The sequence below is a fragment of the Rhodococcus sp. FG69 genome (assembly GCF_057808915.1).
Genome location: NZ_JBMDIX010000031.1, coordinates 16,262 through 37,305, shown reverse-complemented (window position 1 = coordinate 37,305; position 21,044 = coordinate 16,262). Strand labels below are relative to the sequence as shown.

17 protein-coding genes and 1 pseudogene are annotated in these 21,044 nt (G+C 64.3%); 9 read left to right on the top strand and 9 right to left on the bottom strand.

Features of this window, described 5'->3' with window-relative positions:
• The first annotated feature begins 94 nt into the window (after positions 1-94).
• The 4 genes from ACODSO_RS21300 to ACODSO_RS21285 all read left to right on the top strand — a co-directional run bounded on the left by ACODSO_RS21300 (position 95) and on the right by ACODSO_RS21285 (position 7,074).
• The gene (locus ACODSO_RS21300) at positions 95-1,771 is read left to right on the top strand and encodes an NAD(P)-binding protein (RefSeq protein ID WP_489038675.1); all 1,677 of its coding nucleotides are present in this window, start codon (positions 95-97) and stop codon (positions 1,769-1,771) included.
• A gap of 26 nt (positions 1,772-1,797) precedes the next feature.
• Positions 1,798-5,370 (top strand): pyruvate:ferredoxin (flavodoxin) oxidoreductase, encoded by a 3,573-nt coding sequence (nifJ, locus tag ACODSO_RS21295; RefSeq protein WP_489038710.1) that lies wholly within the window; start codon positions 1,798-1,800, stop codon positions 5,368-5,370.
• The gene (locus ACODSO_RS21290) at positions 5,370-6,380 is read left to right on the top strand and encodes a dihydroorotate dehydrogenase-like protein (protein WP_489038674.1); all 1,011 of its coding nucleotides are present in this window, start codon (positions 5,370-5,372) and stop codon (positions 6,378-6,380) included. The genes nifJ and ACODSO_RS21290 overlap by 1 nt, the downstream gene beginning before the upstream one ends.
• Before the next feature lie 85 nt (positions 6,381-6,465).
• Positions 6,466-7,074: a hypothetical protein gene (locus ACODSO_RS21285; protein WP_489038673.1), complete on the top strand. Its 609-nt coding sequence runs from the start codon at positions 6,466-6,468 to the stop codon at positions 7,072-7,074.
• Between the two features lie 37 nt (positions 7,075-7,111).
• On the opposite strand, the gene ACODSO_RS21280 is transcribed toward ACODSO_RS21285, so the two are convergent.
• Positions 7,112-7,318: a hypothetical protein gene (locus ACODSO_RS21280; RefSeq protein ID WP_489038672.1), complete on the bottom strand. Its 207-nt coding sequence runs from the start codon at positions 7,316-7,318 to the stop codon at positions 7,112-7,114.
• A 16-nt stretch (positions 7,319-7,334) separates the two neighbouring features.
• Here ACODSO_RS21280 and ACODSO_RS21275 point away from each other — a divergent pair, with 16 nt between their 5' ends.
• Entirely contained in the window at positions 7,335-8,957 is a 1,623-nt protein-coding gene (locus tag ACODSO_RS21275) for a hypothetical protein (protein WP_489038671.1), read from the top strand.
• 127 nt (positions 8,958-9,084) lie between these two features.
• Here the strand turns inward: ACODSO_RS21275 and ACODSO_RS21270 are convergent.
• The 4 genes and pseudogenes from ACODSO_RS21270 to ACODSO_RS21255 all read right to left on the bottom strand — a co-directional run.
• Positions 9,085-9,252: pseudogene (locus ACODSO_RS21270) on the bottom strand (SRPBCC domain-containing protein); the annotation flags it as partial.
• Positions 9,253-9,340: 88 nt separating this feature from the next.
• Complete coding sequence (locus tag ACODSO_RS21265) at positions 9,341-9,586, bottom strand: ArsR/SmtB family transcription factor (protein ID WP_489038709.1); 246 nt, start codon at positions 9,584-9,586, stop codon at positions 9,341-9,343.
• Between the two features lie 291 nt (positions 9,587-9,877).
• Entirely contained in the window at positions 9,878-10,480 is a 603-nt protein-coding gene (locus ACODSO_RS21260; protein ID WP_489038670.1) for an SMI1/KNR4 family protein, read from the bottom strand.
• A 322-nt stretch (positions 10,481-10,802) separates the two neighbouring features.
• Positions 10,803-11,816, bottom strand: coding sequence for a helix-turn-helix transcriptional regulator (locus ACODSO_RS21255; RefSeq protein ID WP_489038669.1), 1,014 nt, complete (start codon positions 11,814-11,816; stop codon positions 10,803-10,805).
• Positions 11,817-11,915: 99 nt separating this feature from the next.
• Here ACODSO_RS21255 and ACODSO_RS21250 point away from each other — a divergent pair, with 99 nt between their 5' ends.
• The 3 genes from ACODSO_RS21250 to ACODSO_RS21240 all read left to right on the top strand — a co-directional run bounded on the left by ACODSO_RS21250 (position 11,916) and on the right by ACODSO_RS21240 (position 14,868).
• Entirely contained in the window at positions 11,916-12,380 is a 465-nt protein-coding gene (locus tag ACODSO_RS21250) for a VOC family protein (protein ID WP_489038668.1), read from the top strand.
• Positions 12,381-13,168: 788 nt separating this feature from the next.
• Complete coding sequence (locus ACODSO_RS21245; protein WP_489038667.1) at positions 13,169-14,068, top strand: ABC transporter ATP-binding protein; 900 nt, start codon at positions 13,169-13,171, stop codon at positions 14,066-14,068.
• A complete protein-coding gene (locus ACODSO_RS21240; RefSeq protein WP_489038666.1) occupies positions 14,065-14,868 on the top strand; it encodes an ABC transporter permease in 804 nt (267 codons plus the stop codon). The genes ACODSO_RS21245 and ACODSO_RS21240 overlap by 4 nt, the downstream gene beginning before the upstream one ends.
• 102 nt (positions 14,869-14,970) lie before the next feature.
• Here ACODSO_RS21240 and ACODSO_RS21235 read toward each other — a convergent pair whose 3' ends face one another.
• Both ACODSO_RS21235 and ACODSO_RS21230 read right to left on the bottom strand, forming a co-directional pair.
• Positions 14,971-15,627 carry a response regulator gene (locus tag ACODSO_RS21235; protein WP_489038665.1) on the bottom strand — a complete coding sequence of 219 codons (657 nt, stop codon included), beginning with the start codon at positions 15,625-15,627 and terminating at the stop codon, positions 14,971-14,973.
• Complete coding sequence (locus ACODSO_RS21230; protein WP_489038664.1) at positions 15,624-16,769, bottom strand: sensor histidine kinase; 1,146 nt, start codon at positions 16,767-16,769, stop codon at positions 15,624-15,626. The genes ACODSO_RS21235 and ACODSO_RS21230 overlap by 4 nt, the downstream gene beginning before the upstream one ends.
• A 329-nt stretch (positions 16,770-17,098) precedes the next feature.
• On the opposite strand from ACODSO_RS21230, the gene ACODSO_RS21225 reads away from it, so the two are divergent.
• Positions 17,099-18,112: a GGDEF domain-containing protein gene (locus tag ACODSO_RS21225; protein WP_489038663.1), complete on the top strand. Its 1,014-nt coding sequence runs from the start codon at positions 17,099-17,101 to the stop codon at positions 18,110-18,112.
• Between the two features lie 395 nt (positions 18,113-18,507).
• Here the strand turns inward: ACODSO_RS21225 and ACODSO_RS21220 are convergent, their stop codons facing one another.
• Both ACODSO_RS21220 and ACODSO_RS21215 read right to left on the bottom strand, forming a co-directional pair.
• Positions 18,508-18,963 carry a tellurite resistance TerB family protein gene (locus tag ACODSO_RS21220; RefSeq protein WP_489038662.1) on the bottom strand — a complete coding sequence of 152 codons (456 nt, stop codon included), beginning with the start codon at positions 18,961-18,963 and terminating at the stop codon, positions 18,508-18,510.
• A gap of 93 nt (positions 18,964-19,056) precedes the next feature.
• Positions 19,057-21,018: a phage holin family protein gene (locus tag ACODSO_RS21215; RefSeq protein ID WP_489038661.1), complete on the bottom strand. Its 1,962-nt coding sequence runs from the start codon at positions 21,016-21,018 to the stop codon at positions 19,057-19,059.
• Positions 21,019-21,044 lie beyond the last annotated feature (26 nt).

Genomic DNA, 21,044 nt, shown 5'->3' with positions numbered 1-21,044 from the left:
TGCCAGGAACAGGTCCGATAGCGAGTAGTGGGACTGTGTACGTAGATCAGCCGGTTCGGTCGCGGCCCGGACCCGTGAGTCCTATCGTTGACGCATGGCTACGGGCAAGCGTAGTAGCGGGGGTATCGGAGCCGGGGAGACTGGCCCGTCCTCTGAGGTGACTCCGCTCCCGGACCTGCTCCATGGGCACAGCAGGGCCGGTCCTGTGCGCGAGCGGCGACCTGTGTACGTCGACTTGCTGCCGCCGTGCAATGCGGGCTGTCCCGCCGGGGAGAACATTCAGGCGTGGCTTGCGCACGCCACCGCGGGCCGACACGAGCAGGCGTGGCGCCAACTCGTGGCCGATAATCCCTTCGCCGCAATCCATGGCCGGGTCTGCTATCACCCGTGCGAATCGGTCTGCAACCGCGTCAACCTCGACAGTGCGGTGTCGATCCACGCGGTGGAGCGGTTCCTCGGTGACCTCGCGCGGGAGCGGGGTTGGATGTTCGAGCCACCGCCCGCCCGCAGCGGCAGACGGGTGCTCGTGGTCGGTGCCGGGCCGAGCGGACTGTCCGCCGCGTACCACCTGGCTCGTCTCGGCCACGACGTCGAGATCCGCGACGCCGGCAGTGAACCCGGCGGGATGATGCGCTACGGCATCCCGAACTACCGACTGCCTCGCGACGTTCTCGAGGCCGAGGTAATGCGAGTTGCGGCACTGGGCGTGCAGATGACCGGCAACCACCGGGTCGAGGACCTCGCCGTGGAACGGGAGGAGGGCGGTTTCGACGCGGTGTTCGTCGCAGTCGGTGCCCATTTGGCCAAACGGGTCCATATCCCGGTCCGCGATGCCGGAACGATGGTCGACGCGGTGTCGTTCCTGCGCAGCGTCGCCTCCGGTGCCAAGCCTGCGGTTGGACGCCACGTGGCTGTGTACGGCGGCGGCAACACGGCGATGGACGCGGCCCGCGTGGCCCGCCGCCTCGGCGCGGAGGACACCGCCATCGTCTATCGCCGCAACCGTGCACAGATGCCGGCCCATGAGGAAGAAGCCGAAGACGCCGAACGCGAAGGTGTGCGCATCAACTGGCTGCGCACGATCACCGCCTTCGACGGACCCGAGGTGCAGGTCGAGATCATGGAACTCGACGATGCGGGCCGCCCGCGTCCGACCGGAGAGTTCGAGTCCTTGGCCGCGGACACCCTGATCATGGCACTGGGTCAGGAGACCGATTCGGCGTTCATGCGGACTGTGCCCGGAGTGGAGTTCGCGAGCGACGGCAGCGTGCGAGTCAGCGATTCGCTGATGACAGGCTGCCCCGGTGTGTTCGCCGGCGGCGACATGGTGCCAAGTGAGCGCACCGTCACAGTCGGGGTGGGGCACGGGAAGAAGGCCGCTCACCACATCGACGCCTGGCTGCGTGGAACCTCCGGCGAGCGACCTCCCAAGCACCCGACAGCGACATTCGACGAGCTACACCTGTGGTACTTCGCCGACGCCGACCGGCGCCGGCAACCCGAACTCGCCCCCACGCAGCGAACCGCCGGATTCGGCGAGGTGGTCGGGGGACTGTCGGCTCCTGAGGCGACCTTCGAGGCGGGCCGGTGCCTGTCGTGCGGCAACTGCTTCGAATGCGACGGTTGCCTCGGAGCCTGCCCGGAGGACGCGATAGTCAAACTGGGGGTCGGCCACGGCTACCAGTACGACTACAACAAGTGCACCGGCTGTGCGGAGTGCTTCGAGCAGTGTCCGGTACACGCGATCGACATGTTCCCGGAGCCGACATGACCCGCGCTGACATGACCCGCGCTGACATGACCCGCGCGACGGTGGACGGCAACGAGGCCGCCGTCTCGGTTGCCTACAGGCTCAACGAGGTGTGCTGCATCTACCCGATCACCCCGTCGTCGCCGATGGCCGAGCTGGCCGACAAGTGGTCCAGCGAGCGACGGCCCAATCTGTGGGGCACCGTGCCGACGGTGGTGGAAATGCAGAGCGAGGGCGGCGCAGCCGGAGCCTTGCACGGGGCTTTGCAGAGTGGTGCGCTGGCCACCACCTTCACGGCATCACAGGGCTTGCTGTTGATGATCCCGAACATGTACAAGATCGCCGGCGAGCTGACCTCCGCCGTGATCCACGTCGCGGCCCGATCCCTGGCTACTCAGGGATTGTCGATCTTCGGCGACCACTCGGATGTGATGGCCGTACGCCAGACCGGGTTCGCGATGCTCTCGTCGGCCTCGGTTCAGGAGGCGCAGGATCTGGCGCTCATCGCACAGGCGGCCACCCTTCGGACTCGGGTACCGTTCTTACACTTCTTCGATGGGTTCCGGACGTCCCACGAACTGAACACGATCGAGACACTCTCCGACGACGACTTACGCGCGCTGGTCCCCGAGGAGCTGGTCCGTGCCCATCGCGGGCGAGGGCTGTCTCCGGAACGCCCATTCATCCGTGGCACCGCGCAGAATCCGGACGTCTACTTCCAGGCGCGGGAGACCGTAAACCCGTTCTACGCACGTATTCCCGAGGTAGTCGACGACCTCATGGTCCGCCTCGGTGAGCGCACCGGCCGGACGATGCACGTCGTGGAGTACGCCGGTCACCCAGAGGCGGAACGGGTATTGGTGTCGATGGGCTCCGGCGCGCAGACCGCGGCCGGCACCGTGGCCGCTCTGACCACGCTGGGGGAGCGGGTCGGTGTGGTGCACGTGCGGCTGTATCGGCCGTTCCCCACGAGAGCGTTCCTCGACGCACTGCCGGCGACGGTACGCACCGTCGGGGTGCTGGACCGTACCAAAGAACCCGGATCGATCGGCGAGCCACTGTATCTGGACGTCGTCGCCGCCCTCGCCGAAGCCCACACCGACCATGAACGCGCGACGATGCCCAGGGTGTCGGGCGGACGCTACGGGTTGTCGTCGAAAGTGTTCACACCAGCGATGGTTGCCGGGGTGTTCGACGAACTCGCCTGCGATGCACCGCGGCGGCGCTTCACCATCGGCATCGACGACGACGTCTCCGGCACCAGCCTCGCGTACGACCCGTCGTTCGACATCGAGTCTGCCGACACGGTCCGGGCGATCTTCTTCGGCCTGGGGTCGGACGGGACTGTGAGCGCCAACAAGAACACCATCAAGATTCTCGGCGATGAAAAGGGTCGGCACGCCCAGGGCTACTTCGTGTACGACTCGAAGAAGTCAGGATCGCAGACGGTCTCGCACCTGAGGTTCGGGCCGCGCCCCATTCGGGCCCCATACTTGGTAACCCGCGTCGACTTCGTGGGCTGCCATCAGTTTCAGTTCCTCGACAAGGTCGACGTGCTCGGTTCGGCCGCCGCGCACGCAACTCTGTTGCTGAACTGCAGATATCAGCCGGACCAGGTTTGGGATGCGCTCCCTCGCCGGGTGCAGGAACAAATCCTCGACAAGCAGATCACGGTGTATGCCGTCAACGCCGGCCGGATCGCCAAAGAGGTGGGGCTCGCCGGCCGGATCAACATCATCCTCCAGGTGTGCTTCTTCGCGATCTCCGGAGTGCTGCCCCGCGCTCAGGCGATCACCCGGATCAAGGAATCGGTGGAAAAGACGTACGGTAACCGCGGAGCCGACGTGCTGCGCCGCGAACTGGATGCCGTCGACCTCTCTCTCGAGGGACTGCACCGCATCGAGGTGCCCGAGTCGGTCACCTCCGTGGTGGAGCCGGCGCCGGTCGTGCCCGACACTGCGCCCGAGTTCGTCCGCACGGTCACCGCGGAGATGATCGCCGGGCGGGGTGACGCGTTGCCTGTAAGCGCGCTTCCGGTGGATGGCACTTACCCCAGCGGCACCACCTCCTACGAGAAACGCAACATCTCCGAGCTCGTCGCTGTCTGGGACCCCGACACCTGCATTCAGTGCGGCAACTGCAGTTTCGTCTGCCCACACAGCGTGATCCGGTCGAAGTTCTACGACGAGTCCCGGCTGGAGGGCGCCCCGAATCTGTTCGATTCGGCGCCGTTGGACGCCGTCGGTCTCCCAGGCGCCCAGTTTTCCCTGCAGGTGTATGCCGAAGACTGCACCGGCTGCGGTCTCTGCGTCGAGGCCTGCCCGGTGGTGGTCCCCGGCGGTGAAATCACCAAGGCGATCAATCTCGGCCCCCGCGAACCGTTGGTGGCCACCGCGCGGGAGAACATCGCGTTCTTCGAGACTCTCCCCATGAACGACCGGGCGCGTGTCGACTTCGGCACCGTTCGCGGCACGCAGTTCCTCGAGCCATTGTTCGAGTTTCCCGGAGCGTGCGCGGGATGCGGGGAGACGCCGTATCTCAAGCTGCTCTCCCAGTTGTTCGGTGACCGTTCGATGGTCGCCAACGCCACGGGCTGCTCGTCGATCTACGGCGGCAACCTGCCTACCACTCCCTGGACAGTGAACGCCGACGGGCGCGGCCCCGCATGGTCGAACTCCTTGTTCGAGGACAACGCAGAATTCGGTCTGGGGTTTCGGATCGCCGCCGACGGACACACCCAGCTCGCCCGGCAGCGGCTCACCGAATTGCGGGACGTGGTGGGTAGCGACCTCGTCGATGCCCTTCTCACGGCGCCGCAGCTGCGGGAGTCCGAACTCCAGCAACAGCGGGAGCGGGTAGCCGAGCTCGAGCGTCGCCTCGCCGGGATCGATCCCGCCATGACCTGTGACCTGCTCAGCGTGGTCGACTACCTGGTCCGGCGCAGCGTGTGGATCGTCGGCGGTGACGGCTGGGCATACGACATCGGGGCCGGGGGACTCGATCATGTCCTGGCCAGTGGCCGCAACGTCAACGTTCTGGTGCTCGACACCGAGGTCTACTCCAACACCGGCGGGCAGATGTCGAAGGCGACCCCGCTCGGTGCGGTCGCGAAGTTCGCCGCCGCAGGCAAGACGGTGCCGATGAAAGATCTTGCGCTGCAAGCGATCGCATACGGAAGTGTCTACGTTGCCAGGGTTGCCATGGGTGCCGACCCGCAACAGACGCTGCAGGCGTTCCGTGAGGCAGAGGCCTACGATGGACCTTCGATCGTGATCGCCTACAGCCAGTGCATCGCGCACGGAATCGACATGCGTCACGGAATGGACCAGCAGTATCGCGCGGTCGCCAGCGGTCACTGGCCGCTAATCCGCTACAACCCGATGTTGCGTACTGCCGGCGAGAACCCGTTCCTGCTCGATTCGCACCGGCCGAGGATCCCGCTTGTCGACTACCGCAACGGGGAACTGCGGTATCGCTCGTTGGCCAACACCGATCCCGCCGAGTACGACCGGCTCCTCGGGCTCGCCGAGGAGGTCATCGCTCAGCGCTGGAACCGGTACGAGGACATGGCGTCCCGGGGTCCGCAACATTTCACCGCCGACGCCCGCAAGGATCGATGATGGAGCTGTCGACACGATATATGGGACTGGCGCTAGCGAATCCGCTGGTGGCGGCGGCGTCGCCGCTCTCGCACACCGTCGACGGTGTACGTCGGTTGGCCGCTGCGGGCGTCGGCGCGGTGGTGCTCTATTCCCTGTTCGAAGAGCAGCTGATCCGCGAAGCGGAGCGAAATACGAGACTCGTCGACCAGGGTTCCCAGAGCTATGCCGAGTCCTTGTCCTACTTTCCGGACGCTGCAGGCGAGGACCAGGGACCGCGCCGCTATCTGAGCCTGCTCGAACGTGCGGCCGGCTCGGTCGAAGTGCCGGTGATCGGCAGCCTCAACGGCATTACCCCAGGCAGCTGGGCGGGCTATGCCCGATCCATGGAGAATGCCGGTGCGGCCGCGATCGAGCTCAACATCTACTCTCTGCCCGGGGATCCCCACATCAGCGGCAGAGACGTCGAACAGCGTCACCTCGACATTCTCGCGCGGGTCAAGGACGCCGTGACCCTGCCAGTGGCGGTCAAGCTGAGCCCGTACTTCAGTTCGATAGGGGAGATGGCGTCGCGTTTGGACGACGCGGGCGCGGACGGCCTGGTGCTGTTCAACCGATTCCTGCAACCCGACATCGACTCCGAGACGCTCACGGTGGTGCCCGCCGCCACCTTGTCCACCGCCGAAGAGTCACGGCTTCCGCGGACGTGGATCGCCCTGCTACGCGGCCGGTTGTGCGCTTCGCTCGCTGCGACCACCGGCGTCGAGAGTGCAACAGACCTGGTCAAGTATCTATTGGCCGGTGCGGATGTCGTCATGACCGCGTCCGCCTTGCTGCGGCACGGCCCAGACCATGCAGGTGTGTTGCTCGACGGACTATGTGAATGGATGGGTCGCAAGGGTTTCGACAGCGTCGACGAAGTGCGTGGACTACTCGCTGCAACCGGAGGTGCCGACGACACAGCCCGCCAACGCGGCGGCTACGTCAGCGCACTGCATGAAGCCAACACCGCCACCCACGGTTCCTGGTGATACGGATCGCCCGAAGGGACGACCGTCGGCCGCCGACACGTGATAGGCAGGAAATGATGGAAATACTCCGCCCAGGGACATGGTCGTGACGGTTCCCGGTCCCGTGCCCAAGCCGGTGCAGGTGCGGCCGCCGGGCAGGATTCTGGCCAGCATCACCCTCATCCTCTGCGCGGGGGCTGTGTTCGGGTCGATGAACCTCTGGCCGGTGTCTGGGCGAATCTTCAACTTGCTCAATTTCGTGATCGTCTCGGCGACGGCCCTGGCCCTCCTCGTCGTGGGCGTCGTCTGGTGTTTCAGAACTGTGAAGTTCCTGCGGTCGGAGCAACCATGGTCCTGGATGGTTGTCACCGCACCGGCCGTCGTCGCAATCGGACTCGTTCTGGCGCTCACGCTTCCAGAGCCCTCGTTCGAACGTTCGCGACCGAAGTTCGACGCATTCGTGGCGACCCTCCCCACCGCCGGACCGGTGAGCGTCGAGAATCATTCGATCGATGCGTTCGACTTCTCGAGAATCACCCGGTACACCGACGACACCGCGATCGATTTCGTCGACGCCGACACCGTGTTCTTCAGCTACACCTCCGGATGGATCTACTCGCCCGGACAGCCGCCTCCACCACCATCAAACGCCGAACTCGAATACACCTGCCTCGGTGGGGCCTGGTACGAATTCTCGATGACGTACGACTTCTAGAAACACGTGCGACCATCGGATGCGTTACTGCTGACGATCACCGCACCTGCGGAACCGCCACCTCTTCGGTTTTGTCGGCGGTCTGCTGGTACAGCAAGGCGACGCCCTCTTCGTTCGACCACACTGTCGCGGTGTGTGCGACGAAGTCGTGAGATGGGTGCAGGTTCAGCCAGCAGATCAATCGGCCGTCGCTGTATGCGGCGGTGCAGTCGTCGACATTCATGCCGTGAGCACGAAGCCTCATAGTGCAAGCTGACGACATGACGGAACACCACGAGAAGGGGACTCCGATGACGATGCTGCCGGTGATGGTCGGTCGCACAGGAATCGAGGACGGCGAAACTCCCCAACCGCGAGTCGGCGCAATCGGCGAGTTTCCGCTGATGTTCGAAGAGACGCCAGCCGATCCGAACGATCCATCGATCGTCACCCTGCGCGCGGTCGCCGAACCCTTGAACTCAGGCAAGCCGACACATCAGCAACTCGGTCCCGACGACGGATGGTGGGAGTGGACGGTCTTTCTGCGCGGCGACGGGTGGGCGGCCACGTGCTACACCCGTCGGCCGGTGCTCGGTCGAATCGAGATCACCGGCCGCTTGATCGGGTACATGACGTACGCCACAACAGGCCGAATCCGGGGCCGAATCACGCGCTTACGCGTCGCTACCGAGAGTCTTCGCCGAGATCCCGACGTGACGAACGCGCCATGGAAACCGGTCCCTGGTACCCGAACCTATCGCGACGTCACCGCAGCGCTGCGTCCTTTCGCGGATGTCACCCGTCAGACGAGAGACGGCGTTCTCTTCGAAGGAGTTCGAGAGGTGGGTGTCCTGGTCGACCTCGACCTCACCGACGTTCCCTTACCACCATTGCGGTCCAGCCTGGTCCCGGCTTCCGTGTCGGCACACGGCACCGAACTGTGGGTGGTCGACCGCGAACTCCCGCTCGTAGTCCGCCTCGATTCCAACCGGCACGTCGCCGAATACGTCAGCACCGGCCAGATCCTCGCCGACCCACCGGCCAACCGGACCCGGTCCGTCTGGGCACACGCAGACGGGTGCTGGGTGGCCGGCTGGGACGGCATATATCACTGCCACCCGGATGGCACCGCGAGGACGGTCAGCGACGCGCCCATCCGAAACGCCGCCGCTTACGGCGAGGTCTTGCTTGCGGTGTCAGTGCCGAGCCGCGGTACGGCCGAACTGCTTCTCGTCCGCTCTGGGCAGGTTTCTTTGTCGCACAGTATGAATGACTGTGGCGACCTCGAATCGATGTGCACCGTCGAAGGCGGGTTTCTTCTGCTGTTCCGTCAACGAGACCCGACGACCGGCGCGTTGGGAACGAGCAGCCTGGTTCGAGTCGATCTTGACGGCACCCCGACTTATGGACCGCCACTGACCAGTTCGATCACGTCGTACAAGCCGTTCCTGACTACCGCGCCACCTACCATCTTCGACGGCCACAGTGCCTACCTCGTACTCGACGATCTCACCGTCGAAGCCGCCGAACCAATGCCCGCCAATGTTCTGGACGGGGGACAGGTCGGAGACAGGCTCTGGGTCGTCAGTCATCCGCCGGATGGAACCGGACGGGCTCAGTGGTGGCCGCTGATGGGACCCTCTACCTACAGCGCTGATCATCAATACTGGCTGTTCACTCTGCTCGATGGTTCTACCCGGAAGCCTCTCTCCAACACACCGATCCGAAACCCACAGCCTGACGTCACCGTCGACAGCGTCGGCACCGTGTGGGTCACCGCCAGGGGTGTGCAATCCATTCCGGATGAGAACATGGCCCCGCCGGTGTCCCTCGACGTCGCCGACCTCCTAGATCGATCGCGGCATACCGACTACTCCGAACATTCGACGGCCCAGGGCGGGTGACCCGCTGACATGAATGTAGGCAAGCATCGTCCCGTCTCAGGGGCGCGGTTCTGGAAAGCTGGAATGTCTCCGCCGTACTCCCACGTGATAGCGAAGGCGGTTCGCATTGTTCTTTTCTTCCTTCCGTACCGCTGTCGATGACGCGATGCCGACCTCCGACATGCGCTTCGACGTGCGCTGGTTCGAACCACCGAGCTAGCCGTTCGGGTGTGGTGCAGGCGTCCCAGAGGTCGGCGGCGGTCGTGTCGAATCGTTGCTGCACAGTGATTGTTTGCTCGTCGTCCGCGTCGGTCATTCGGCGGAGAAACGAGTTGATCTGGCCAGCGTTGTTCATCGAATAGTTCCTTCCTTGGTGGACCGTCGGCCACGTCGGACCTCGGTATCTACAGCCGATAGTGCGGTGGACCACAAGGAGCGGAATTGCTCGAGCCGCTGGTCGATATCCTGCATTCCAGCGGGGTTGATGGCGTACACCCGTTTCGTGCCGTCGGCTCGCAGAGCACTAGACCGGACTCCCGAAGCACCCGGAGATGACGCGACGTCGCCGGCTGACTTATCCCGAACTCTGTCGACGCCACTTCGCTTAGCGCGCACGCAGTCGCGTCACCCGATGTGAGGACCTCGAGAATCCTGCGTCGGGCGGGATCAGCGGAGCATCGAACTGTTTCACTTCATCGTTATGTAACAGAAGTTAAGTGTGGCCAACGAGTTCAAGAGCGGACGAGGCTGATGTCTGCGAGCGGCGGCTGCGCGCTGTACGGAGTATCGAGCCCACAGCTGTGGCGGTCTCGAGCGCCTGTGCTGCCTCGGCGTGGCGATGAGTGACTGAGTAGCTGTATCCGAGCATCTCCGCCGCGAGTGGATGGGCACTTGGGCGACGAGGGGGCATCCGCCCAGTCAGTCAGATTCGAGACACGGTTTCAGGGAAAGTCCCAATAGAGTTGGCCGTCTTCGATATAAGGCACCCACCCCCGGCAGGGCTTGCAGCCCTCGAGCGAGTCGATGGCTTCCCGGAGCATGCCGGCAATAGACGGCCAACGCGAAGTCCCGTCATCAGTGCCGTCGCCAGAAAATTCGACCACGCACCCTGTGTCAGGACCTGGGCGGGTGTCGACGACCAATCGTTCGCGTGTGTTATCCGCGGCGATGGGAATGTAGCTGGGGAGGTAGGTGAAGGCAGTGGTTCCAGCCGGTTGCGACTTGGGTCGCATGTCGTCCATCTGTTCGAACTCTTCAGTGGTGTCGGCCCAGATCGACACGAGCGAGCCCCAGTCGCACTCGAGTTCGGTAAGGGTGACAGGTCGAAATCCCGGCATGATCTGAGGGAAAGCGTGGCCTTGGTTGCTGCCGTTGTGCAGGCCGAACCAAACACGTAGTTCTGGAGTCCACCGTTGACCGGTGGCATCTTCGGCTGCGCCGACTCGACTTGGCTCCGCCGGCGGGTTGATTCCGGCGACAGTCACGGGTGCATGGATTCGAAGCCACCCCGTAAGCCTGGCCCACTGTTCGAGGAGATCACGCATTCGGAAATCGTAACGTTGACCTGGTGATTCCGAAACGACACGCTGCCGGAGTGCGACAACTCGGGCTGGTTCCTATCGATTCCGAGATCGCGGAGTTTCGTCCGGGATCGTGTTTGGCGAAACATGTTGGCGCAGTCGGGCCTGGGGTAGTGGTGGTAGCTGCTTTCAGCCACAAGCAATGAAGACTGGTCGTATGCCCTGCAGTGGCGCAGCGGAGCCACGGATTCAGTGGTCAGGCGAGGTCCGGGCAGCGATCGAGCGCCAATTCGAGAATCATCGCGCGGCGTCGGCCTGTTGGCGTTTGACGGTCAGCCTGGTCGTGTCAGCGGTCTCGCCCACCACGAGGCGTGCTCCCGGTGGCCGTTGCGCGGTTGCGGGTCGCAAGTTGCGTAAACGCATCCTTCAGTTCGTGTGGGTGGAGCACGTCGATGTCGGTGTCGAAGCGATTGAGGTTCGCCGCGAGCGCGATCCAGGACCAGGATCCGATTTCGAGGCTGCATTTGTTCGGTCCGAGGTCTTCGACGACGCCGTCGCCTGCGAACGGGAGAACGTAGTGTGCAGGTCGGTGAAGGACGACTTTTCCGATGCACGGCCACTGGTTGGCTTGCGACGAGCCTTTGAAGCGGGCCGCTACGTAATCGGCAACGTTGCCACCGGGAATCTCCCGAGGGACGAAGCGTGGCCCGGCCGGGCTGCGGGGTGCGATACGTTCGGCTCGATACAGCCGCCAATCGTGTTGTTCGAGGTCCCATGCAAGGAGGTACCAGCGTCCGCGGGAGGTCACCAGGTGATGCGGCTCGACCTTCCTCACAGCCGCCGACTCGGTGGGATCCTCCTCGCGCAGGCCCGCATAGTCGAAGCGCAATACTTCTCTCGCGCGCACGGCGGTCGACAAAGCAAGCAGCACTTGGGGTTTTGTGACCTTGGTGGGAGCACGACCTGCCGAACGTGAGATGGTGGTGAACTCGAGAGCATCCAGTCGGTGGCGAAGCCGCGAGGGCATCACCTGTCGAACTGTCGTGAGTGCACGCATGGCAGCCTCTTCGATACCGGCACCGGTGCCGACCGAGGCCTGGAGGGCTATTGCCAGCGCAACGACCTGGTCATCGTCGAAAAGCAGGGGAGGAAGCTCGTTGCCTGCGTCGAGGCGATACCCACCCTCCGGTCCCATCGTCGCGTGGATGCTGTAGCCCATTTCCCGAAGACGATCGACGTCTCGTCGCACCGTACGGTGGCTGATCGCGAGTCTTTCCGCGAGCACCGAACCCGGCCAGTCGCGACGAGTCTGCAACAGTGACAACAGATGAAGCAGCCGAGAAGTGGACCTAGTCGTCATTGCTCGAGGATAGCGCCGATATAGGACCTGAACTGACCTATACAGCTGCAAGGGTTGACGCTGCCGGGAGTACCGGCGACGAACACACCAGGAGCAGATATGACCCTCACGACAACCACCCACCTGAACTTCCGCGGCGATGCCCGCGCTGCGTTGGAGTTCTACGGATCCGTCTTCGGCGGCCAGGCCTCGATCATGACCTACGGCGACCTCGGCATGCCTGCTGATGCGCCAGGTGCCGACAAAGTTGTGTTCGGGACGGTCTCTGCTGCAAACGGGTTCCGTGTCATGGCGTACGACATCCCTGGACAGTCGGACGGGTCACCGAACAATGTGGGGTCGACGCACCGCGAGAACGGCGTCACGCTCACTAGTCAACCGTTCTTCGTCGCCATCGACGGGGACAGCTTCGACGAAGTGCAGGGTTGCTGGGATGGACTGTCCGACGGTGCGTCGCTCGTCGAGCCGCTCGCGGCATCGGCGTGGAGCGCCGGATTCGGCATGCTCACCGACCGTTTTGGGGTTACCTGGGTCCTCAGCGTCGCCGCGACCGACTCCGCGTAGCTCATCGACGTAACTCGACCTGAGCTGCGGCGTGAACGGAGGAAGACTGTTCGCGCCGCAGCGGCACCACACCTCATACGATTCTCGCCGCACCAAAGGAGCGCCCGTCATGTTCAACGTCCGGTCAGTCCCACGGGCGGACGTCGAAAGCTGAGGACGCCTGCTGCGACTCCGCGGGCCCGCAATCGTCTCTGCTGCAGAAGAACTCAGGCATCGTGAATTGAATAAAAATGGGCTGCAACAATACGCAGAGGTTGACTGGACGGATCATGCATGCCCTGCATCAAGTACGTTAGACTTGACATAATGTAGATTATCGGCAAAAAATCGACCTGGGCGACCACGACAGACGCTGATCGTCACGCTTCTGGTCAGCACTCGCTTCAGTGACTATCCAGTTCTGGACTGTGCAGGAGCCGAGGCCATCTCACATCCGAGTGTTTATTGCGAGCAGCCGAGTCGTCTCGGTTGCCGTGATCCATACGGGTGCAACCTCATTCGCTCAACTCTGGCATGCCATCGTCCCCGGCACAATACGTCACTGTGACGAATTATAGCTGTGTACGTGACGTCGAACTGGCCGTTCGACTACTCGCGACCACGCGGCCAGCGTCGAGCGAATCGCCGCAACAACCGACGCAGCCGGTCCTGCCCGGCGACTCGGTGCTGGCCCGACGAACTAACGGCTCAGAACACTAAGGCACGGCCCCAGCCTCGTACTTTCGGTTGGGACAAAACTGGCCATCGAACCGATACGCGCACGACGCGATGCGGCGAGGGTTGAACCCATGATCACTGTAGAGTCCCTGACCCGGAGGTACGCCGGCTTTACCGCCGTCGACAACGTCTCCTTCACCGCCCAGCCCGGCCGTGTGACCGGTTTTCTCGGTCCGAACGGCGCCGGTAAGTCCACCACGATGCGCGCGACGGTCGGTCTGACCGTCCCGACATCCGGCTCGGCCACCATCAACGGAAAACGGTTCGCCGACCTCCCCAACCCCGGCCTCGAGGTGGGCGTCCTCCTCGACGCCTCGGCCCAGCACGCGGGCCGCACCGGCCGCGAGATCCTCGCGGTCGCCGCCGACACGATGGGTCTGCCCCGCACCCGCGTCGACGAGATGATCGAGCTGGTCAGTCTGACCCCCACGGAGGCCAAGCGCCGGGTGCGCAACTACTCCCTCGGGATGCGTCAACGCCTCGGCATCGCGACCGCACTCCTCGGAGACCCCCAGGTGCTGATCCTCGATGAGCCCGCCAACGGGCTCGACCCCGCGGGGATCCGGTGGATGCGAGACCTGCTGACGGGCTTCGCCAGCAAAGGCGGCACCGTGCTGCTGTCCTCACACTTGCTCCACGAGATCGAGGTCATCGCCGATGACCTGGTGGTGATCGGCAACGGCAAGATCGTCGCGGCCGGCACAAAGGAAGATCTGCTGGCTGCCTCCGGGACGCTCGCCAGGTCGACATCACCACGCGACCTCGCACACGCACTGGAACAGGCCGGGATCCCCAGCACGCTCGCCAGCGACGGCTCGGTCCGCACGGATGCCGATCCGACTCGTGTGGGGGCCGTGGCCCTGACCGCCGGTATCGCCCTCACCGAGCTCCGGTCCGCCGAGAGCGCTGGCCTCGAAGACATGTTCCTGTCGCTCACTGCCGACACCCAACGCGAAGGAGTTGCGGCATGACCGCCACGATCGTCCCCCCGGCCACCACCCCTGCCCGCCGGACCGGCCAGCGCATCCCCATCGCCCGACTCGTCACGGTCGAGCTGCGCAAGATGTTCAACACCCGCTCCGGATTCTGGATGCTCATCAGCATCGGCGTCCTGTCGGTCATCGCGACCGGGGCGGTCATCATCTTCGCTCCCGACAGCGACGTCACCTACGCGAGTTTCGCGACGGCGATCGGGTTCCCGATGTCGGTGATCCTGCCGATGATCGCGATCCTGGCCGTCACGAGTGAGTGGAGCCAGCGCAGTGGGCTCACGACGTTCACATTGGTGCCGAGCCGCGAACGAGTGATCGGCGCCAAGGCGATCGCGACCCTCCTTGTGGGCTTCGGCTCCGTGGCCGTCGCGTTCGCAGTGGGCGCCCTCGGCAACGTGGCCGGTTCCGCACTCGCCGGCGTCGACACCGTGTGGGACATTTCATTGTCCATGGCGCCCCAGATGGTGCTTGGCAACCTCGTCGGCATGGCGATCGGCTTCACTCTCGGTGTCCTGCTCCGCAACTCCGCGGCCGCGATCGTGGGCTACTTCGTCGTCTCACTGGTCATGCCGGGCATCCTCGTCCTCCTGGCCCAGGTGCGTTCCTGGTTCGAGGACCTGCAGCCGTGGATCGACTGGAACGAAACGCAGGTGGCGCTTTTCGAGGGCGACACGAACACCGGTGAGGAGTGGGCGATGCTCGGCTCGACCACGATGATCTGGATCGTCATTCCTCTCGTCGTCGGGGTGCTGCTCCTGCGCCGCTCCGAGGTCAAGTAGTCGCACACAGGCGGCGGTATCCGGGACTCATCTGAGCCTTCCGGATACCGCCGTTTCGTTGTGGATCGGCTCAGCGTGCGAACTGGTGACCCTGCACAGCCTCTACTCCCGGACCCGGCCGGTCTCGTAACCCCACATCGCGACCTCCACCCGGTTACGGGCGCCGAGTTTGGCCATGAGGCTGCCGATGTGGGTCTTCACCGTGCTGATGCTGATGTACAGCTCGGCGGCGATCTCTGCGTTGGTGCGACCCCGCGCGATGGTGAGCAGCACCTGTTCCTCGCGTTCGGTGAGCGGGTCGAGGGGCTGGGCGGGAGGTGCCGCCCGACCCGTGCCCGCGAACGTCGACAGCAGCCGTCGGGTGATGCCGGGCGAGATGAGCGAGTCGCCTCGAGAGGCCGCCCGGATCGCCTCGCCGAGTAGCTCGGGTCCGGCGTCCTTCAGCAGGAAGCCGGTGGCGCCGGCCAACAGAGCACCGTGCACGTACTCGTCGAGGTCGAAAGTGGTGATCACGACGACCGCGACCGGGTCCTCGACGCCCGGCCCGGCCAGAATTCGGGTCGCCTCGACACCGTCGAGGACGGGCATCCGGATGTCCATCAGGCACACGTCGGGACGGAGCTCGCGGGCCAGCCGGACCGCTTCCCGCCCGTCGCGCGCCTCCCCCACGACCTCGATGCCGTCCAATGTGCCGAGGATCAGCCGCAGCCCGGTCCGCACGAGGTCCTGGTCGTCGGCGACCAGGACCCGGATACTCATTTCGGCGCCCGACGTGGGAGCGTCGCGATGACGCTCCAGCCACCTCCGGGGCACGGGCCCGCCCGGCACGTGCCGCCCAGGAGCTGGGCGCGTTCGACCATCCCTGCGAGCCCGAAGCCTGCGTCCGGATCGGGGTCCCCCGGACCGGTGTCACCGTCGTCGCGAACGGCGAGGCCGACGGTTGACTGATCCCCCGCGACGCGCACATCGACCAGGGTGGCATTCCTGGCATGCCGCAGCGCATTCGTGACGGCCTCCTGGGCGATCCGGAACACGGCCGCGTCGATCGCCCGCGGGAGTTGAGCCAGGTCACCCGAGACTGTCACCTCCACGCGGGGACCGGCCGGCGAGGCCCCGGAGAGCTGCACTAGGTCGACTACACCGGGCTGCGGGGCGTAGTCCGCCGGCGCCTTGTTGCGCAGCACGCGAACCATCGCCCGCATCTCCACGAGCGTGCGCGACGCCTCCGCCTCGATCACCTCCAGTGCCTCGAGCGGCGACGACGGGCTGGTCGGCGCGAGCGCGCGCCCTGCCTGTGCCTGGACGGCGATGGCAGAGACGTGGTGGGCCACAGTGTCGTGCAGCTCGCGCGCCAACAGGACCCGCTCCTCCGACTTCACCTGCTCGAGTCCCCGTTCCCGGGCGTCGTGCTGGGAACGCACGGCCCAACCCAAGGCGAAGGCGGACATCAGCACAGCGACCCCGCCGACTGCGTCGGCGACCCCGGCCCAGCCGACGAAGAACCCCATGGTGGCCGCAAACAGGATGATTGCCAGACCCGCCACCGCCTCTCGCCCGGAACCCCACCGGAAGAGTGCATAGGGCAGCAGCAGGAAGTAGAGCATCGTGTACACGTCGAGCGCCGGTGCGTCGGATGCGATCAGGCCGATGTCGACGACAGCGACCACGCCGAAGGCGGCCGCGACCACTGCGAGAGGGTGGGTACGTCGCCATAGCAGCAGCGGCGCCAGTCCGACCGCCAGCACCATCGACAACCCCGGTAGCGGCATGTCCTCACGCAGGACACCCTCCAGCACACCGGAGACCATCACGAACGCCAGCAGCGCCCAGTCCCGCCGTACCCGAACCGGTGGGGCCGACGGCCGGGGTTCCTCCAGCAAGGACCGCAGTGGATTGCTCACCCCCTTAGCGTAGGCATGGAGCGTCGCCGGGGGACCAGCCGAAAGTCTGACCCCGCCGAAGGCAGCTAACTCGATTCGATGCGTCACAGTGACGCATCGAATCGAGTTCGTGGGCCGTATAGCATCATGAAACAGCAGCTTCGTCGAGTATTCGCCGATGCAAATATCATGCGGCCCGTTACGCTCCGAGTCAGCTACTGCTTGTCGCCCAGCTTTCCACCCAGGGGTTTTCGATGTTCGCCGTGCGGTCCCTTTTCTCTACAGGCCAAAGTCCCATGCCTCGGCATCGGGGTGGTTCGCTCCCTGCCTCCGGGCTTCTGGACCTCAACGTGCGTCGCACCCGGGTCACCCAATTTCTGGTAGGTCTGGGTGTGCTGGCGATCGGCGTAATCGGGCTGGTCAGCGCGCCGTCGGAGGAATACAGCGGATGGCGCGGTCTGGTCGTCGTCGCGGTCAGCATGTCTGCACTACCGGTTGCTGTGCGCTGGTTCGTCGGCAGATGGCCGAGCCCTCGTTGGCTGATCGCGTTCATCGTCTACTCGGACGTGTCGATCACTGTGTGTCTTCTGTTGAAAGACACCGATATGACAGCGATCGGCGGAACCGTGCTGTTCGCGGTGGTCACCTCGCTTGCCGTGGTAGCAGTGCCGCTACTCCCCTGTGTCCTTCACATGCTGTACGGCGCCGTCGTTCTCGGCATCGTGGCGCTGAAGACTGTTCACTCCGACGCCGCAAGCGGATGGGTCGTCGCCGCCCACAGTCTGACCATGCTGTTGATGTTCTCGGCGCCGCTCATCTTGATGGTCTACGTGAGCGAGCTTCGATCACGTGCGCGCGAATCCCTGGTGGACTCTCTGACCGGGTTGCACAACCGACGTGGGTTGTTTGCGGCGGTGACTGCGGTCGCCGTGACGACGCGGAAGGTCGAACCGAGCGTCCTGTGCGCCGTCGTCATCGATGTCGATGGCATGAAAGGCGTCAACGACACCTACGGACATCACACTGGCGACGCAGTACTCGTCGACCTGGCCCAACACCTGCGGGCGCTCGCTGTCAACCATTGGGTCGTCGCTCGGCTCGGTGGCGACGAGTTTGCGTGCGTCTCGATCGGCCGACCCGCGGATATCGCGGTTCGCAGTGATGAGCTCGTGTCGAGCCTCGCGTGCGCTCGGATGATTTCTGGACTGACCGTCAGTGTCGGTGCGGCCACTGTTGGCATCTCGATCGCAGACGACGAACAGCAGTCGGTGCGCGACGCCCTCAGGTTGGCCGACGCGGAGATGTATCGCGTGAAAGGCAGCCGCAAGCGCATTCTGGGCCACAGCGACACGGCATACCGCTAGACGTTGCCTGCACCGCTACAACCGTTGACATCAACTGCGCTCGAGGTTGTACGTTTGCGCGGTGGATGTGGCAAGCACGGAGTGGGTCTTCGGCCGGCTCCCGGTGCAGGGGCTCGGTCTCATGCGATTGGTCGACGAAGGATGGGGACAACCGGACCCGTCGTTCCGCTTCCCGGCACGACCCGGATCAGCCACCTGCTGGCGAATGTGGCGGCGGCATCCCTTGTTCCCGAGCCGTTCGAGCTTGACCGCCTCGATGCTCCTGCCTCGCCATCACCCGTTCCGGTACGCCCGCGGTAGGACGAACCGGAACCCGACCAGCCGCCGTACTGTTTACTCGAGGTGGTCGGGATCCTCGTTGCTCGTCATGTGTGGGGATCAGTCGCATCGAGCTGTCATAGTTCGAATTCGACCGGGTCGATTCCCACCGCGAAACACGCGTTCCTGACAGCGTTCTTTTCGTCGTCGTCGAATTTTCCATCGGCGCCACCAATGATGATTCCGATCTGGATCACGGCACGGGCCTGATCAGGCTTGCTCTTCAGCTTGCCGATGGTGGCGGTGGCCTCGACTTTGCCGAAGTCGAAATCGCCCGCGAGCTTGTCGCAGTACCAATCGAACTTCTGTCGAAGCTCTTCTGCCGGAAACACTTTGAGTGCTTCGTTGCTGGAGATGAGTGCAGCGGTCTTCTGGCGTTCGGCTGGATCGATGGAGCCGTCGGCGGCGGCGATCAGCGCGCACATCGCCATGCTGCCGTTGGCGAACTCCTTGTTCTTGAACTGGACGGTCTTCGTCTGCAGTTGACCGTTGAGTTCGGTGGCTTTTGCCTTGAGCTGGTCCCAGAAAGCCATAGAAGATCCTTTGTGTTGCGTTCCTTGGACCGCACCGTTCGTGCGATCGCCCCCATTGTGCACGTCGATCCTCCGAAAAACCGGGACCCGCTGCTAGGGCCCTACAGGAGACGTTCGCCAGTGCATGAGAATGCGATGGATCGACTCGGCGCCGTGAATCGGGCCCGGCGGGGTCGGAAGTTGGGCCGGATGCAGGAGAAACGGCCGTGTCTGCTGACCACCGAGACCGCCGTGGGAGCCCACCTGTTCCTCGAATGCAGCGACCTCGTCGGTATCCGGCCAGTATGTTCCATTGATCATCATGTCGGGGACGTTGCCGAACGAGTCCGTCCGACGAATCAAGTCCAGTACTCCGTGACCGAACACTGCCAGAGGGTCCTCCCCCACGATGGATCCTGTTTCGAGGGACATGCTTCCGTGCTCACCCAGTATCTCGGATTCACCGGACTCCGTTGCCACCAGCACGAAGCCGATCCCTGGATGACAGATCAGCATCTCGATCAATCCTGGATATGCGGCCTCGATCCACTCGCGCGTGGCCCGCTCGGGATTGTCGGCGAAGCTGACCAGTCCGACATTGCCAGACGCCAGCACGACGACCTTGTCGACCTCGGAGTCCGCGCTGTCGGCGGATCCGATGCCTACACTCGCTGCGGCGTAGGCGGCGCCTTCTGCTCCGCCGCCGTGCATCGGTCGGTCCGAGGGTTCGGCAAGAGCGCATCCGCGTAGAACGAGCGATTGCAGCGTCTCGCCGTACCGGGTCGTGAAGGTGGTCCCCTGACTCTGTCCGTGGTCGGAGAGCAACACCAGGTGATACGCCCGCTCGCTGCTCTGCGCCACTGCGTGGATCATCGCGATTTCGGCGTCGAGCTTACGAAGCACTGCGAGCGTCTCTGGGCGCTCGACGCCCGAGTGGTGCGATACCTCGTCGTATCCGACCAGGTCGGCGTAGACAATGGAACGACCGCGCACCAGATCGCCGATCACAGCTGCAACGACGACGTCGGTCTCCACCACGGTGGTGAAAGCCCGCACCAGTGGATAGATCCCGCCACGCGGTACCCGCGGAACTATGCCACGCCTGCGCGAGATGAGGTTCTGTCTGATCTCGCGGATGACTTCGGCTACGAGCCGAACGAAGGTGCGCACAGCGTTGGCCGGGTCGATGAAGTAGCCGGAGTAACCGGTTCCCCCGCCACCCATGCGTGCACCCTTCATCCGGCTGACCACCAGTACGTTGTCCTGGGCTCCGCCGGTGAACAAGTTTCCGCGGCTTGCACCGTCGTCCGCCAAGAGACCAGTGAGGTCGCCGCGTTCCCGTTCGCGTTCGGCGTTGCAGGCAGGATCGCTGAAGACCGCGATTGTGCGAGAGGACTTGTCGTACCAGCGAAATGCCGGAACATCGTGATTGGAACCGTGCAGGATTCCGAGCTGACTTGCCCCGGTCTGACTGCTCCAATCGGTATGCCACGCAATGAGCGAATGAGTGCCGGACGACACGAGACTAGCCATTGTGGGCACGACACCGGACGACATGGCTCGACGAAGAACATCGTGACCGAGACCATCGATCTGAATACACACCAGGCCCGGTGCTTCCGCGGGGCTCGGCCGGCCGCTCGTGGACCGGCGATGGCGTCGCACGACCATCATGCGATAAGTGTTGTCGCGCCGCGCGGCAATTGCCCCTGATACGACGGAGGTCGTCGCAGACAGGATCAATGCGAGGATCGTGGTGTCCATCGGACCGTCGAAGTCTGCGACCGGCGCGAGCGTCACACTGAGCAACATCAACAGGCCGCTGGCAACGAAGACCGAGACGAACAGCAGAGCCGGCCCGACCCACATCATGGCTCTGAGAAACAGCGGCCACAGAAGTGCATTGAGCGCACCGAACACGATTGCCAGAACTACCGCGCTCGGCACCACCCCGACAAAGCTCGTCGTTCCGATTCGGTCGAGTCGAAACCCAGGCATCAACAGATCAGCGATGACCAACATGGCCGCCGAGATCGCCGCCAAGACCGTGTATTCGATGCCCAGCCGCCACACCATGGTCGCTCCCCCGTACCCGAGAGGGT

Coding starts and splice junctions, on each gene's coding strand:
- ACODSO_RS21300 (WP_489038675.1), top strand. CDS start 95: ATGGCTACGGGCAAGCGTAGTAGCGGGGGTATCGGAGCCGGGGAGACT.
- nifJ (WP_489038710.1), top strand. CDS start 1,798: ATGACCCGCGCGACGGTGGACGGCAACGAGGCCGCCGTCTCGGTTGCC.
- ACODSO_RS21290 (WP_489038674.1), top strand. CDS start 5,370: ATGGAGCTGTCGACACGATATATGGGACTGGCGCTAGCGAATCCGCTG.
- ACODSO_RS21280 (WP_489038672.1), bottom strand. CDS start 7,318: ATGAGGCTTCGTGCTCACGGCATGAATGTCGACGACTGCACCGCCGCA.
- ACODSO_RS21275 (WP_489038671.1), top strand. CDS start 7,335: ATGACGGAACACCACGAGAAGGGGACTCCGATGACGATGCTGCCGGTG.
- ACODSO_RS21260 (WP_489038670.1), bottom strand. CDS start 10,480: ATGCGTGATCTCCTCGAACAGTGGGCCAGGCTTACGGGGTGGCTTCGA.
- ACODSO_RS21255 (WP_489038669.1), bottom strand. CDS start 11,816: ATGACGACTAGGTCCACTTCTCGGCTGCTTCATCTGTTGTCACTGTTG.
- ACODSO_RS21250 (WP_489038668.1), top strand. CDS start 11,916: ATGACCCTCACGACAACCACCCACCTGAACTTCCGCGGCGATGCCCGC.
- ACODSO_RS21245 (WP_489038667.1), top strand. CDS start 13,169: ATGATCACTGTAGAGTCCCTGACCCGGAGGTACGCCGGCTTTACCGCC.
- ACODSO_RS21240 (WP_489038666.1), top strand. CDS start 14,065: ATGACCGCCACGATCGTCCCCCCGGCCACCACCCCTGCCCGCCGGACC.
- ACODSO_RS21235 (WP_489038665.1), bottom strand. CDS start 15,627: ATGAGTATCCGGGTCCTGGTCGCCGACGACCAGGACCTCGTGCGGACC.
- ACODSO_RS21220 (WP_489038662.1), bottom strand. CDS start 18,963: ATGGCTTTCTGGGACCAGCTCAAGGCAAAAGCCACCGAACTCAACGGT.
- ACODSO_RS21215 (WP_489038661.1), bottom strand. CDS start 21,018: ATGGTGTGGCGGCTGGGCATCGAATACACGGTCTTGGCGGCGATCTCG.